Annotated in this window: 9 protein-coding genes and 4 tRNA genes; all 13 read right to left on the bottom strand. The window is 61.5% G+C overall.

The window, feature by feature from the left end; genetic code table 11:
* Window positions 1-12: 12 nt before the first annotated feature.
* Window positions 13-4254, bottom strand: a complete 4242-nt coding sequence (gene rpoC, locus LDO41_RS32590; RefSeq protein WP_223995663.1) for a DNA-directed RNA polymerase subunit beta' — start codon at window positions 4252-4254, stop codon at window positions 13-15.
* Window positions 4255-4344: 90 nt separating this feature from the next.
* Window positions 4345-8451, bottom strand: a complete 4107-nt coding sequence (rpoB, locus tag LDO41_RS32585; protein WP_223995662.1) for a DNA-directed RNA polymerase subunit beta — start codon at window positions 8449-8451, stop codon at window positions 4345-4347.
* Between the two features lie 443 nt (window positions 8452-8894).
* Window positions 8895-9269: a 50S ribosomal protein L7/L12 gene (rplL, locus tag LDO41_RS32580; protein WP_223995661.1), complete on the bottom strand. Its 375-nt coding sequence runs from the start codon at window positions 9267-9269 to the stop codon at window positions 8895-8897.
* Window positions 9270-9340: 71 nt separating this feature from the next.
* A complete protein-coding gene (gene rplJ / locus LDO41_RS32575) occupies window positions 9341-9871 on the bottom strand; it encodes a 50S ribosomal protein L10 (RefSeq protein ID WP_223995660.1) in 531 nt (176 codons plus the stop codon).
* 368 nt (window positions 9872-10239) lie between these two features.
* Entirely contained in the window at window positions 10240-10935 is a 696-nt protein-coding gene (rplA, locus tag LDO41_RS32570) for a 50S ribosomal protein L1 (RefSeq protein WP_223995659.1), read from the bottom strand.
* Window positions 10936-11367, bottom strand: coding sequence for a 50S ribosomal protein L11 (gene rplK, locus LDO41_RS32565; RefSeq protein ID WP_042882508.1), 432 nt, complete (start codon window positions 11365-11367; stop codon window positions 10936-10938). It lies immediately after the preceding gene.
* 153 nt (window positions 11368-11520) lie between these two features.
* Window positions 11521-12102, bottom strand: a complete 582-nt coding sequence (gene nusG, locus LDO41_RS32560; protein WP_109585069.1) for a transcription termination/antitermination protein NusG — start codon at window positions 12100-12102, stop codon at window positions 11521-11523.
* A 10-nt stretch (window positions 12103-12112) separates the two neighbouring features.
* Complete coding sequence (gene secE, locus LDO41_RS32555; protein ID WP_223995658.1) at window positions 12113-12493, bottom strand: preprotein translocase subunit SecE; 381 nt, start codon at window positions 12491-12493, stop codon at window positions 12113-12115.
* A gap of 58 nt (window positions 12494-12551) precedes the next feature.
* Window positions 12552-12627: transfer RNA gene (locus LDO41_RS32550), tRNA-Trp, on the bottom strand.
* An 84-nt stretch (window positions 12628-12711) separates the two neighbouring features.
* Window positions 12712-13902: an elongation factor Tu gene (gene tuf / locus LDO41_RS32545; protein WP_223995657.1), complete on the bottom strand. Its 1191-nt coding sequence runs from the start codon at window positions 13900-13902 to the stop codon at window positions 12712-12714.
* Between the two features lie 42 nt (window positions 13903-13944).
* Window positions 13945-14019 (bottom strand) — tRNA-Thr (locus tag LDO41_RS32540).
* 37 nt (window positions 14020-14056) lie between these two features.
* Window positions 14057-14130: transfer RNA gene (locus tag LDO41_RS32535), tRNA-Gly, on the bottom strand.
* A gap of 64 nt (window positions 14131-14194) precedes the next feature.
* Window positions 14195-14280 (bottom strand) — tRNA-Tyr (locus tag LDO41_RS32530).
* Between the last annotated feature and the right edge of the window lie 366 nt (window positions 14281-14646).

The raw sequence follows: 14646 nt of genomic DNA, 5'->3' as shown, positions 1-14646 counted from the left end.
CAACTTGAAGGATCAGACAGCGTCGCCGTCGCCTTCGGTCGCCTGCACCACAGGCGGCTCGATGAAGAGCGATTGCTCTTCGTCCGAGATGGCCTGTGCACGTTCGCGCTCGGCCGCCTCGCGCGCCTTGCGGGCACGGTGGTAGGCCAGGCCGGTACCGGCGGGGATCAGACGACCCACGATCACGTTTTCCTTCAGACCACGCAGGTCATCGGTCTTGCCCATGATCGCGGCTTCCGTCAGCACGCGCGTCGTTTCCTGGAACGATGCCGCCGAGATGAAGCTGTCCGTGGACAGCGACGCCTTGGTGATACCGAGCAGCAGGTTTTCGTACGTGGCCGGACGCTTGGCATCGGCGATCACGCGATCGTTTTCGTCAAGCAGTTCCGAACGCTCCACCTGTTCACCCGGGATGAACTTGGTGTCGCCCACGTCCACGATTTGCACGCGGCGCAGCATCTGACGCACGATCACTTCGATGTGCTTGTCGTTGATCTTCACGCCCTGCAGACGGTACACGTCCTGCACTTCGTCGACGATGTAGTGCGCGAGTTCCTCGATGCCCTTCAGGCGCAGGATGTCGTGCGGATCCGCCGGACCCTCGACAATCATTTCGCCCTTGTTCACCACCTGGCCATCGTGCACCAGCACCTGCTTTTCCTTCGCGATCAGGAACTCGTGCGCATTGCCATCGAGGTCCGTGATGACCAGACGCTGCTTGCCCTTGGTGTCCTTACCGAACGACGTGGTACCGGTGACTTCCGCCAGCACGGCGGCATCCTTCGGCGAACGCGCTTCGAACAGCTCGGCCACACGCGGCAGACCACCGGTAATGTCGCGAGTCTTCTGCGACTCGGTCGGGATACGCGCGAGCACTTCACCCACGTGCACCTGCTGACCGTCCTTCACCGTAATCAGCGCGCCAACCTGGAAGCCAATGGTCACGGAGTGATCCGTACCCGGAATCTTCACTTCCTGGTTGTTGGCGTCCATCAGCTTCACCTGCGGGCGCAGACCCTTCGTCGCGGCGGTACGGCGCTTGGCATCGATGACGACCAGCGTCGACAGACCCGTCACTTCGTCCATCTGCTTCGCAACGGTCACGCCTTCTTCGACGTTCTCGAACTTGATGGTGCCCGAGTACTCCGAGACGATCGGTCGCGTCAGTGCATCCCACGTCGCCAGCTGCGTACCAGCCTTGATGGGCTGACCGTCCTGCACCAGCAGCGTCGCGCCGTACGGGATCTTGTGACGCTCGCGCTCGCGGCCATGGTCGTCCGTGATCAGCGTCTCGCCCGAACGCGAGATCACGATCAGTTCGCCCTTGGCGTTGGTCACGTAGCGCATCGTCGCCGTGAAGCGGATGGTACCGGTCGCCTTGGCTTCCACGCTTGAGGCCACAGCCGCACGCGATGCCGCACCACCGATGTGGAACGTACGCATGGTCAGCTGCGTGCCCGGCTCACCGATCGACTGCGCAGCAATCACGCCCACTGCTTCGCCCGAGTTCACCAGCACGCCGCGGCCCAGATCGCGGCCGTAGCACATCGCGCACAGACCGTAGCGCGTGTCGCACGCCAGCGGCGTACGCACCTTCACTTCGTCCACGCCGAGGCTGTCGATCAGGTCGACCAGATCTTCGTCGAGCAGCGTGCCCGTTTCGATCGCCGTTTCCTGCGTTTCCGGGTTCACCACGTCAGCCACGGTCACACGGCCGAGGATACGGTCGCGCAGGGCTTCGATGACTTCACCACCTTCAACCAGCGCCTTCATGGCCACGCCGTTGGACGTACCGCAATCGTCCTCAACCACGACCAGATCCTGCGTCACGTCGACCAGACGACGGGTCAGGTAACCCGAGTTCGCGGTCTTCAGTGCGGTATCGGCCAGACCCTTACGCGCACCGTGGGTCGAGATAAAGTACTGCAGAACGTTCAGGCCTTCGCGGAAGTTCGCCGTAATCGGCGTCTCGATGATCGAGCCATCCGGCTTGGCCATCAGGCCCCGCATGCCGGCCAGCTGACGGATCTGCGCGGCGGAGCCACGCGCACCCGAGTCGGCCATCATGTAGATCGAGTTGAACGAATCCTGCTTGACGGTCTTGCCTTCGCGGTCCACCACGTCTTCGTGCTGGAGCTGCTCCATCATCGCCTTGCCCACCTGGTCGCCGGCGGCGCCCCAGATATCCACGACGTTGTTGTAACGCTCCTGGTCCGTCACCAGACCCGACATGTACTGCTTGTCGTATTCCTTCACCTTGGCAGCCGCTTCGGAGATGATCTTCTCCTTCTGCGGCGGCACCAGCATGTCGTCGATCGCGATCGAGATACCGGCGCGCGTTGCCAGGCGGAAGCCCGACTGCAGCAGCTTGTCGGCGAAGATCACGGTCTCGCGCAGGCCGCACTTGCGGAATGCGGTGTTGATCAGACGCGAGATTTCCTTCTTCTTCAGCGGCTTGTTCAGCACCGAGAACGGCAGACCCCTCGGCAGGATTTCGGACAGGATCGCGCGGCCGACCGTGGTGGCCTGCAGCGTGATCTTCGGCGCAAAGCGAGCGTCGCCCTGCGCGTCCTTGTCCACCATGTCGTACTCGACGATACGCACGTTCACGCGGGAAGCCAGCTCGACTTCCTTGTTCTCGTACGCACGCAGCACTTCGCTGACGTCGGCAAAGGTCATGCCCTCGCCCTTGCCGTTGATCTTGTCGCGGGTCGTGTAGTACAGACCCAGCACCACGTCTTGCGACGGCACGATCGACGGATCTCCGTTGGCCGGGAACAGGACGTTGTTCGACGCCAGCATCAGCGTGCGGGCTTCCATCTGCGCTTCCAGCGACAGCGGCACGTGAACGGCCATCTGGTCACCGTCGAAGTCGGCGTTGAACGCCGCGCAGACCAGCGGGTGCAGCTGAATGGCCTTGCCTTCGATCAGCACCGGCTCGAACGCCTGGATACCCAGACGGTGCAGCGTCGGCGCGCGGTTCAGCATCACCGGGTGCTCGCGGATCACCTCTTCGAGGATGTCCCACACCACAGCGGTCTGGCTTTCCACTTCCTTCTTCGCCGCCTTGATCGTGGTGGCGATGCCCATCGTTTCCAGCTTGTGGAAGATGAAAGGCTTGAACAGCTCGAGCGCCATCAGCTTGGGCAGGCCGCACTGATGCAGCTTGAGCGTCGGGCCCACCACGATGACCGAACGGCCCGAGTAGTCGACGCGCTTGCCCAGCAGGTTCTGACGGAAACGACCGCCCTTACCCTTGATCATTTCGGCGAGCGACTTCAGCGGACGCTTGTTGGCGCCAGTCATCGCCTTGCCGCGACGGCCGTTGTCCAGCAGCGAGTCCACGGCTTCCTGCAGCATGCGCTTTTCGTTGCGCACGATGATCTCAGGAGCCTTCAGCTCGAGCAGGCGCTTCAACCGGTTGTTACGGTTGATCACGCGGCGATACAGGTCGTTCAGGTCCGAGGTCGCGAAGCGGCCACCATCCAGCGGCACCAGCGGGCGCAGCTCGGGCGGCAGCACCGGCAGCACTTCGAGGATCATCCACTCGGGCTTGATGCCCGAACGCTGGAAGGCCTCGAGCACCTTCAGGCGCTTGGCAAACTTCTTGATCTTGGCTTCCGAGCCCGTGGCCTGCAGCTCGGCGCGGATCTGTTCGATCTGCTTTTCGATGTCGATGCCGCGCAGCAGTTCACGGATGCCCTCGGCACCCATCATCGCCACGAATTCACCCTCACCGTACTCGTCGCACTTCGCGAGGTAGTCGTCCTCGGACATGATCTGGCTCTTCTTGAGCGGGGTCATGCCAGGCTCGAGCACCACGAACGCTTCGAAGTACAGCACGCGCTCGATGTCGCGCAGCGTCATGTCCAGGACCATGCCCAGACGCGACGGCAGCGACTTCAGGAACCAGATGTGCGCGGTCGGCGCAGCCAGTTCGATGTGGCCCATGCGCTCACGGCGAACCTTGGCGAGCGTCACTTCCACGCCGCACTTCTCGCAGATCACGCCACGGTGCTTCAGGCGCTTGTACTTGCCGCACAGGCACTCGTAGTCCTTGATCGGGCCAAAGATCTTGGCGCAGAACAGACCATCGCGCTCCGGCTTGAACGTGCGGTAGTTGATCGTTTCCGGCTTCTTCACTTCACCGTACGACCACGAACGGATCTTCTCGGGCGAGGCGAGGCCGATCTTGATCGCGTCGAACTGCTCTTCCTGCTGAACCTGCTTAAAGAGATCGAGCAATGCTTTCATTGCAACTCCTTGTTTCGCCGCCCACCCGGACATTGTCCGAAGGGGCGGCATTCATTCTGTGAGAAATCCTGCTTAACCGGGGTGCCGCGATCAGTAGCGATCGAGATCGATGTCGATACCCAGCGAGCGGATTTCCTTCACCAGCACGTTGAACGACTCCGGCATGCCAGCGTCGATCGAGTGCTCGCCCTTGACGATGTTTTCGTACACCTTGGTACGCCCGTTCACGTCATCGGACTTGACCGTCAGCATTTCCTGCAGCACGTACGATGCGCCGTAGGCTTCCAGTGCCCACACTTCCATCTCACCGAAACGCTGGCCACCGAACTGCGCCTTGCCGCCCAGCGGTTGCTGCGTCACCAGCGAGTACGGACCCGTCGAACGCGCGTGCATCTTGTCATCGACCAAGTGGTGCAGCTTCAGCATGTGCATCACACCCAGCGTGACCGGACGCTCGAACGCTTCGCCGGTACGGCCATCGTGCAGCGTGACCTGCTGCTTGGAAGCAGTCAGACCCTTCTCGCTGGCGATGTCGCTCGGGTAGGCCAGATCCAGCATGCGACGGATTTCGTCCTCGTGCGCACCGTCGAACACCGGGGTCGCAAACGGCACGCCCTTCTTCAGGTTCGTGGCGAGCTCGAGCACTTCCGCATCGGACAGGCTGTCCAGATCTTCCGGCTTGCCGCTCTCGTTGTAGATCTGAGCCAGCAACTTGCGCAGTTCCTGGGCCTTCACCTGTGCCTTCAGCATGTTGCCGATACGCTCGCCCAGACCGCGTGCGGCCCAGCCCAGGTGGGTTTCCAGAATCTGGCCCACGTTCATCCGCGACGGCACACCCAGCGGGTTCAGCACGATGTCGGCCGGGGTACCGTCCGCCATGTACGGCATGTCTTCGATCGGCACGATCTTCGACACCACACCCTTGTTACCGTGACGGCCTGCCATCTTGTCGCCAGGCTGCAGACGGCGCTTGACGGCCAGGTACACCTTGACCATCTTGATCACGCCCGGCGGCAGTTCGTCGCCCTGCGTGAGCTTCTTGCGCTTCTCTTCGAACGCGAGGTCGAACTCGTGACGCTTCTGCTCGATGGCTTCCTTGACGGCTTCCAGCTGGGCAGCCACTTCTTCGTCGGCCGGACGGATGTCGAACCAGTGGTACTTGTCCAGATCGGCCAGGTACTCGCGCGTCAGCTTGGCGCCCTTGGCCAGCTTCTTCGGACCGCCGTTCACGGTCTTGTCGAGCAGCAGACGCTCCAGACGCTGGAACGCATCGCCTTCCACGATACGCAGCTGGTCGTTCAGGTCCAGGCGATAGCGCTTCAGTTCGTCGTCGATGATCGACTGGGCACGCTTGTCGCGGGTCACGCCTTCACGCGTGAAGACCTGGACGTCGATCACGATGCCGCTCATGCCCGACGGCACGCGCAGCGAGGTGTCCTTCACGTCCGATGCCTTCTCGCCGAAGATCGCGCGCAGCAGCTTCTCTTCCGGCGTCAGCTGGGTTTCGCCCTTCGGCGTCACCTTGCCGACCAGCACGTCACCGGCTTCCACTTCGGCGCCGATATACGTGATGCCCGACTCGTCCAGACGCGCGAGTTGCGCTTCGGCGAGGTTCGAGATGTCGCGCGTGATTTCCTCGGGTCCCAGCTTCGTGTCACGGGCCACGACCGACAGTTCCTCGATGTGGATCGAGGTGTAGCGGTCTTCGGCCACCACGCGTTCGGAGATCAGGATCGAATCTTCGAAGTTGTAGCCGTTCCACGGCATGAACGCCACGAGCATGTTCTGGCCAAGCGCCAGTTCGCCGAGGTCGGTCGACGCACCATCGGCCACCACGTCGCCGCGGGCCACGATGTCGCCCACCTTGACCATCGGACGCTGGTTGATGTTCGTGTTCTGGTTCGAGCGCGTGTACTTGATCAGGTTGTAGATGTCCACGCCGACTTCACCGGCCACGGCTTCATCGTCGTTCACACGGATCACGATACGCATCGCATCGACGTAGTCGACCACGCCACCACGCGTCGCCTGCACGGCGGTGCCCGAGTCAACAGCCACCGTACGCTCAATACCGGTACCCACCAGCGGCTTGTCCGGACGCAGGCAAGGCACGGCCTGACGCTGCATGTTCGCGCCCATCAGTGCACGGTTTGCATCGTCGTGCTCGAGGAACGGCACCAGCGAAGCTGCCGCCGACACGATCTGCGACGGCGCCACGTCGATGTACTGCACGCGGTCCGGCGTGACCATACGGGTTTCACGCTCGGAACCTTCACGCGCGGAAACCAGTTCGTCGATCAGGTTGCCTTCGCCGTCGAGCGTCGCGTTGGCCTGCGCCACCACGTACTTGCCTTCCTCGATAGCCGACAGGTAGTCCACTTGGTCGGTCAGCTTGCTGTCCACGACCTTGCGGTACGGCGTCTCGAGGAAGCCGTACTCGTTCAGGCGCGCATACAGTGCGAGCGAGTTGATCAGACCAATGTTCGGACCTTCCGGCGTTTCGATCGGGCACACGCGGCCATAGTGGGTCGGGTGCACGTCGCGGACTTCAAAGCCCGCGCGCTCGCGCGTCAGACCGCCCGGGCCCAGTGCGGAAACACGACGCTTGTGCGTGATTTCCGACAGCGGGTTGGTCTGGTCCATAAACTGCGACAGCTGCGACGAACCGAAGAACTCGCGAATCGCCGACGAGATCGGCTTCGAGTTGATCAGGTCATGCGGCATCAGGTTTTCGGTCTCGGCCTGGCCCAGACGTTCCTTGACCGCACGCTCCACACGCGACAGACCAGCGCGGAACTGGTTTTCGGCCAGTTCGCCCACGCAACGCACGCGACGGTTACCCAGGTGATCGATGTCATCGACCTCGCCCTTGCCGTTACGCAGGTTGACCAGGATCTTGATCGTCTCGAGGATGTCCTCGTCCTGCAGCACCATGCTGCCCTCGCCGCTCGGGCGCGACAGACGGCTGTTGACCTTCATGCGGCCAACGCGCGACAGATCGTACGATTCCTCGCTGTAGAACAGACGCTGGAACAGCGCTTCCACGGCTTCCTCGGTCGGCGGCTCGCCCGGGCGCATCATGCGATAGATCGCGATACGCGCAGCGGTCTGGTCCGCAGTCTCGTCCACGCGCAGCGTCTGCGACATGTACGGACCCTGGTCGAGGTCGTTCGTGTACAGCGTCTGGATTTCCTTGACGCCGGCTTCACGCAGGTTCTCGAGCAACGTCTCGGTCAGCTCGTCGTTGGCGTTGGCAATCACCTCACCCGTGTCCGGGTCGATGATGTTCTTCGCCAGCACGCGGCCGAGCAGATAGTCTTCCGGCACGCTGATCAGCTTGGTACCGGCCGAGTCGAGGTCGCGAATGTGCTTCGCGTTGATACGCTTGTCCTTCTCGACGACCACGCGACCGTTCTTGTCGGCGATGTCGAAGCGGGCGACTTCACCGCGCAGACGCTCGGGCACGAACTCCAGCTGCGCGCCTTCCGATTGCAGCGTGAAGTTGTCGAACACGAAGAAATGCGCAAGGATCTGCTCGGGCGTCAGACCGATCGACTTCAGCAGGATCGTCACCGGCATCTTCCGGCGGCGGTCGACGCGGAAGTACAGGATGTCCTTCGGGTCGAATTCGAAGTCGAGCCACGAGCCGCGGTACGGGATGATCCGCGCCGAGAACAGCAGCTTGCCCGAGCTGTGCGTCTTGCCCTTGTCGTGCTCGAAGAACACGCCCGGCGAACGGTGCAGCTGGGACACGATGACACGCTCGGTGCCATTGATCACGAACGAGCCGGTCGAGGTCATGAGCGGAATTTCGCCCATGTACACTTCCTGCTCCTTCACTTCCTTCACCTTGCCCGGGTTTTCGCGATCGTTGATGATCAGGCGAACCTTGGCACGAAGCGCCGAGTGGAACGTCAGGCCACGCTGCTGGCATTCCTTGACGTCGAACGGCGGGTTGGACAGGTGATACGAGACGAACTCCATACGGGCAAGCCCGTTATGGGACGAAATGGGGAAGATCGCGTTAAAAGCGGCCTGCAACCCCTCGGTTTTCCGGCGCACGGCAGGCGTATCCGCTTGCAGGAACTGGGTGTAGGATTCAATCTGAGTGGCAAGCAGGAATGGAACCTGATGAACCGTCGCGCGCTTCGCAAACGATTTGCGAATGCGCTTCTTTTCGGTGAAGCTGTACGCCATGGGATCTCCGAATCATCGCAGGGCAGGTGGACCTGTCCTACCCTGAGGTGTTCAGCGACTGGGAGGGGATTTGGCGGTTGGCCGCTACCAACCTCTGGCTGACGGTGTCCGCACGCTGCGGGCGGTGTGGTCATTGCATTGGCGCAATGCCTGTACTCGCCCGGGGGACACCCGACCAAACTTGTCTTCTGCAGTCGGTTCAGAAGACAAACATCAGCAACCACTTAGTGTGCCACTGATGTTTGTGTTCTGCTGCGGCAACATCGAATCTTCGCCGGCGCAGCCTCTGTTACATCACATTCTCGCGCATTCTGCCCTGCTCGCTTGATTTGGCAGGTCATCCAGGTGCCGCATCAAACACACCCGCAGAAGCGCAAAAAGGCTGGCGCCGGGAATTCCCTTTGCCAGCCCTGACCGCGTGCCGGAGGGCACGCGCATACCACTTACTTGATTTCGACCTTCGCGCCAGCGTCTTCCAGCTTCTTCTTGGCTTCGTCGGCAGCAGCCTTGTCCACGCCTTCCTTCACGGGCTTCGGTGCGCCATCGACCAGATCCTTGGCTTCCTTCAGGCCCAGACCGGTGATTTCGCGAACGGCCTTGATCACGCCAACCTTGTTTGCGCCCACTTCGGCCAGAACAACGTTGAACTCGGTCTTTTCTTCAGCGGCAGCAGCGCCACCAGCGCCCGGAGCGGCGGCAACAGCCATCGCAGCGGCGGATACGCCAAACTTTTCTTCGAACGCCTTCACCAGGTCGTTCAGTTCCATCACGGACATCGCGCCTACGGCTTCAAGGATGTCGTCTTTGCTGATTGCCATTTGGAATTACTCCTACTAGATGTGATTCGGTATTGGGTATTGCGATCTATCTAAGCGAGACCACGCAGGGCTCAGGCCGATTCCGCGGGAGCGGCTTCTGCCGCAGCGGGTTCGCCTTCTGCCTTCTTGGCGGACAGCGCAGCCAGCAGACGGGCGAAGCCCGACACCGGTGCCTGCATAACGCCCAGCAGCTGAGCCAGCAGTTCATCGCGGCTCGGAATCGAAGCCAGCGCCTTCACGGCGGCAGCATCGAGAACCTTGCCATCGAACGAGCCTGCACGAAGAACCAGCTTGTCGTTGGTCTTGGCAAAATCGTTCAGCACCTTCGCCGGCGACACTGCATCTGCGGAAATACCGTAGATCAGCGGACCGGTGAGTTGCTCTGCGAGGCCTGCAAACGGCGTACCTTCCACAGCGCGGCGAGCCAGCGTGTTCTTCAGAACGCGCAGGTAGACGCCTTGCGTGCGAGCGGTAGCGCGCAGCTTGGTCAGATCGCTAACCTTAATGCCGCGATATTCGGCGACGACGATGGTCTGGGCAGCGGCGACTTGCGCCGAAACCTCAGCAACGACGGCCTTCTTATCTTCAATATTGAGTGGCACGGTTAAGCTCCAAAACGATGCGCTATCGGACCCATGGTCCAACGACACGCATCAGTCCAAACGAACGGCGTCCGATTGGCCCGAATCACCCGGTTGCCCGGATGCTTCAATCCCTCGGGTTCGCCATCTGCGCTGGCGGGTCGGCTCGTCGCCTTCCGATTAAGTCCACGTAGCCAGACTGCGCCCATGAACACCAGCGGTCTTTGATAACCAGCGGGGCGGCCTTTGCGCTTGCGCGCCGCGGCCACTCCACTGCCCAAAGCCTTGCTCCATTCCTTTCGGGTCCGGAGCCGATCTCGCACAAGGCGAGATCTTTCATTCTTGTCCAACCGGCGTTATCGGGTTCCGGTCAGCGACTGCGGCAGCGTTCAGGCTGCCAGCGAAGCCTGGTCAACGCGCACGCCAACGCCCATCGTGGACGACACGGCGATCTTGCGCAGGTACACGCCCTTGCTCGTGGCCGGCTTCGACTTCACCAGCGCGTCCAGCAGTGCGGCGAGGTTGCTCTTCAGCGCGGCGTCTTCGAACGAGCGACGACCAATGGTCGCGTGGATGATACCGGCCTTGTCCACACGGTATTGCACCTGACCAGCCTTGGCGTTCTTCACGGCCTGGGCTACGTCCGGCGTCACCGTGCCGACCTTCGGGTTCGGCATCAGGCCGCGCGGGCCGAGGATCTGGCCCAGCGTACCGACGATACGCATCGTGTCCGGCGAAGCGATCACGACGTCGAAGTTCAGGTTACCGGCCTTGACTTGCTCGGCCAGGTCTTCCATGCCGACGATATCGGCGCCAGCGTCCTTGGCGGCCTGGGCCTTGTCGCCTTGCGCGAACACTGCCACGCGCACCGACTTGCCGGTACCAGCCGGCAGCACCACGGAACCGCGAACCACCTGGTCCGACTTCTTCGCATCGATGCCGAGTTGCACGGCCACGTCGATCGATTCGTCAAACTTTGCCGAGGCAGCACCCTTCACCAGGCCCAGGGCCTCGTCGATCGCGTAGAACTTGGTACGCTCGACCTTCGCCTTGTTGGCGGCGACGCGCTTCGAAACCTTAGCCATTTACAGACCCTCCACGGTGATGCCCATCGAACGTGCCGAACCGGCGATCGTACGCACGGCCGCGTCCAGATCGGCAGCGGTCAGGTCGGCGTTCTTGGCCTTGGCGATTTCTTCAGCCTGGGCGCGGGTGATCTTGCCAACCTTGTCGGTATGCGGCTTCGGCGAGCCCTTGGCCACGCCGGCTGCCTTCTTGATCAGCACGGTCGCGGGAGGCGACTTCATCACGAACGTGAAGCTCTTGTCGGCGAAGGCGGTAATCACCACCGGCACCGGCAGACCGGGTTCCATACCCTGGGTCTGGGCGTTGAACGCCTTGCAGAACTCCATGATGTTCAGACCACGCTGACCCAGTGCGGGACCAACGGGCGGGGAGGGATTTGCCTTACCAGCCGGAATTTGCAGCTTGATAAAGCCAATGATCTTCTTGGCCATCTTTACTCCATACGGATCATCCGCTAACGGGATGATCCAGTTGAGTCATAACGCGCTGTCGCCACGCCTGGCGTGACCTCACGCTCCTCTTTGGATCCGGCATCTGCCGGATCAACCCGTCGCCACTCTTGCGAGTGCGCCGGGCAAAGCCCTTTACACCTTCTCGACCTGACCGAACTCGAGCTCGACCGGCGTTGCACGTCCGAAGATCGTGACCGAGACGCGCAGACGCGACTTCTCGTAATTCACTTCCTCGACATTGCCGTTGAAGTCCGTGAACGGGCCGTCCTTGACGCGCACCATTTCACCCACTTCGAACAGCGTCTTGGGACGCGGCTTCTCGACCCCTTCCTGCATCTGGGTCATGATCTTGTCGACTTCCCGCTGGGAAATCGGGCTCGGGCGATTACGCGCCCCGCCCACGAAACCGGTCACCTTGCTCGTGTTCTTCACGAGGTGCCACGTCTCGTCGGTCATTTCCATTTCCACAAGCACGTAGCCCGGGAAGAAACGACGCTCGGTCACCGACTTGTGACCACCCTTGATCTCGACAACTTCTTCCGACGGCACCAGGATGCGGCCAAACTTGTCCTGCATCTCTGCGCGGTCGATGCGCTCCTGCAGCGCGCGTTGCACGCTCTTTTCCATGCCGGAATAAGCATGCACGACATACCAACGCTTCTTCGACGAAGGCGATTCCGCGGCGGTGGTTTCCTGCTGGGCGTTATCCGTCATGTGCTACCTCTTATTTCCAGCCAAGAACGAGCGAGAAAATCACCCACTCGATCAGCTTGTCAGCCGACCACAGGAACAGCGCCATGATCACGACGAAGACGAACACGAGGCCCGTCATCTGACCCGCTTCCTTGCGCGTCGGCCATACGACCTTGCGAACTTCCCGGTACGATTCCTTGGCGAACCCCACGAAGTCCTTGCCGGGCGCGGATACCAGTGCCACCACGACGCCGAGCGCAAGCCCGACGAACAGCGCGGCACCGCGTACGTACCCGGGCTGCTGCGCAAGCACGTAGAAACCGATGACTCCGGCAACCACCAGCAGCACCGCCACCGCGAGCAGCCACTTGCCGCTCGAGGCACCTACGGTTTCGACATTGGGATTGGCCATGTTTCGCAAACGAGACTAAGCCGCGTCGCGATTGCTCTCGCGACGCGGCTGATTGAATTGGCAGGGGCAGAGGGAATCGAACCCCCAACCTTCGGTTTTGGAGACCGACGCTCTGCCAGTTGAGCTATACCCCTAAAACAACTTTGGGGTCGGCACAAGGCCAACCCCGCTGGCAAACGAACGCGACCGGTTGTTGTCGCGTTCGCCAGTAATACTGCTTAGTCGAGGATCTTGGCCACGACACCGGCGCCGACGGTACGACCGCCTTCACGGATGGCGAAACGCAGACCTTCTTCCATGGCGATCGGGGCAATCAGCTTGACCGTGATCGACACGTTGTCACCCGGCATAACCATTTCCTTGTCCGCCGGCAGCTCGATCGAGCCCGTCACGTCGGTCGTACGGAAATAGAACTGCGGGCGGTAGTTGTTGAAGAACGGCGTGTGACGACCACCTTCGTCCTTCGACAGGATGTACACCTCACCCGTGAAGTGCGTGTGCGGCTTGATCGAGCCCGGCTTGCACAGGACTTGACCACGCTCCACGTCTTCGCGCTTCGTGCCGCGCAGCAGCAGACCCACGTTGTCACCAGCCTGGCCCTGATCCAGCAGCTTGCGGAACATTTCCACGCCCGTGCAAGTCGTCTTCACCGTCGGGCGGATACCCACGATTTCGATTTCTTCGCCGACCTTCACCACGCCACGCTCGATACGACCGGTCACCACCGTGCCACGACCCGAGATCGAGAACACGTCTTCCACCGGCATCAGGAACGTACCGTCAACCGCGCGCTCCGGCGTCGGGATGTACGTGTCCAGCGCGTCGGCCAGGTTCATGATCGCCACTTCGCCCAGCTCGCCCTTGTCGCCTTCCAGCGCCAGCTTGGCCGAACCCTTGATGATCGGCGTGTCGTCGCCCGGGAAGTCGTACTTCGACAGCAGCTCGCGCACTTCCATTTCCACCAGCTCGAGCAGCTCGGCGTCGTCCACCATGTCGCACTTGTTCAGGAACACGATGATGTAAGGCACGCCAACCTGACGGGCCAGCAGGATGTGCTCGCGCGTCTGCGGCATCGGGCCGTCAGCGGCCGAGCACACCAGGATCGCGCCGTCCATCTGTGCCGCGCCCGTGATCATGTTCTTCACATAGTCAGCGTGGCCCGGGCAGTCAACGTGTGCGTAGTGGCGGTTTGCCGTCTCGTACTCAACGTGCGCCGTGTTGATCGTGATACCACGTGCCTTCTCTTCCGGCGCCGCGTCGATTTCGTCGTACTTCTTGGCCGAACCACCGAACTTCGCAGCCAGCACCGTGGCGATTGCCGCCGTCAGCGTCGTCTTGCCATGGTCAACGTGACCAATCGTGCCTACGTTCACGTGCGGCTTGGTCCGTTCGAACTTTTCCTTTGCCATTTCGCGACTCCTGTCTCGGTAGCAACTGCCAGTGCGGGTATTTGGTGCCCATGGGCAGGATCGAACTGCCGACCTCTCCCTTACCAAGGGAGTGCTCTACCACTGAGCCACATGGGCGAAACTTGAACTACTTCTTTGACAGCAACCGCGACGCTGGAGCGGGTGAAGGGAATCGAACCCTCGTCGTAAGCTTGGAAGGCTTCTGCTCTACCATTGAGCTACACCCGCCCGGGTTACTTTCCTGCGTACTTCCTGCTTCACACCGGCTAGGCCGGATTGCTGTCTTGCATTCTGGTGGAGAGGGCTGGATTCGAACCAGCGTAGGCGTAAGCCAACAGATTTACAGTCTGCCCCCTTTAGCCACTCGGGCACCTCTCCGCAGCGAACTAGCGATTATGGCGAAGCTGGCCAAGGCTGTCAAGCACTATCCCCTTACGAGGAAAGGCTTTGCGGCGGCCTTGTCAGCCTGCTACCGCGGCAAGAAACGCCTCGGAAGCGAACCACAATCGGCGCGATAAACATCACGCTCCTACCCTATAGGGGACGCTCACCGGCCTGCTGCGGGGGCCTTTGAGTCGTCGATGGAGCGTGACGGTCTCATCGCTTGTCGCATCGATTGGACATCGAAGCGACGCATAAAAAACAAAACCCCTCAGCGGAGTGCGCTGAGGGGTTCTGAGCATAAGAGCCTGGCGATGACCTACTTTCACACGGGTAATCCGCACTATCATCGGCGCAAAGTTG

The organism is Cupriavidus pampae (assembly GCF_914271485.1).
Taxonomy (GTDB): Bacteria; Pseudomonadota; Gammaproteobacteria; order Burkholderiales; family Burkholderiaceae; genus Cupriavidus; species Cupriavidus pampae.
This window is presented reverse-complemented; position numbering and strand designations above follow the sequence as displayed.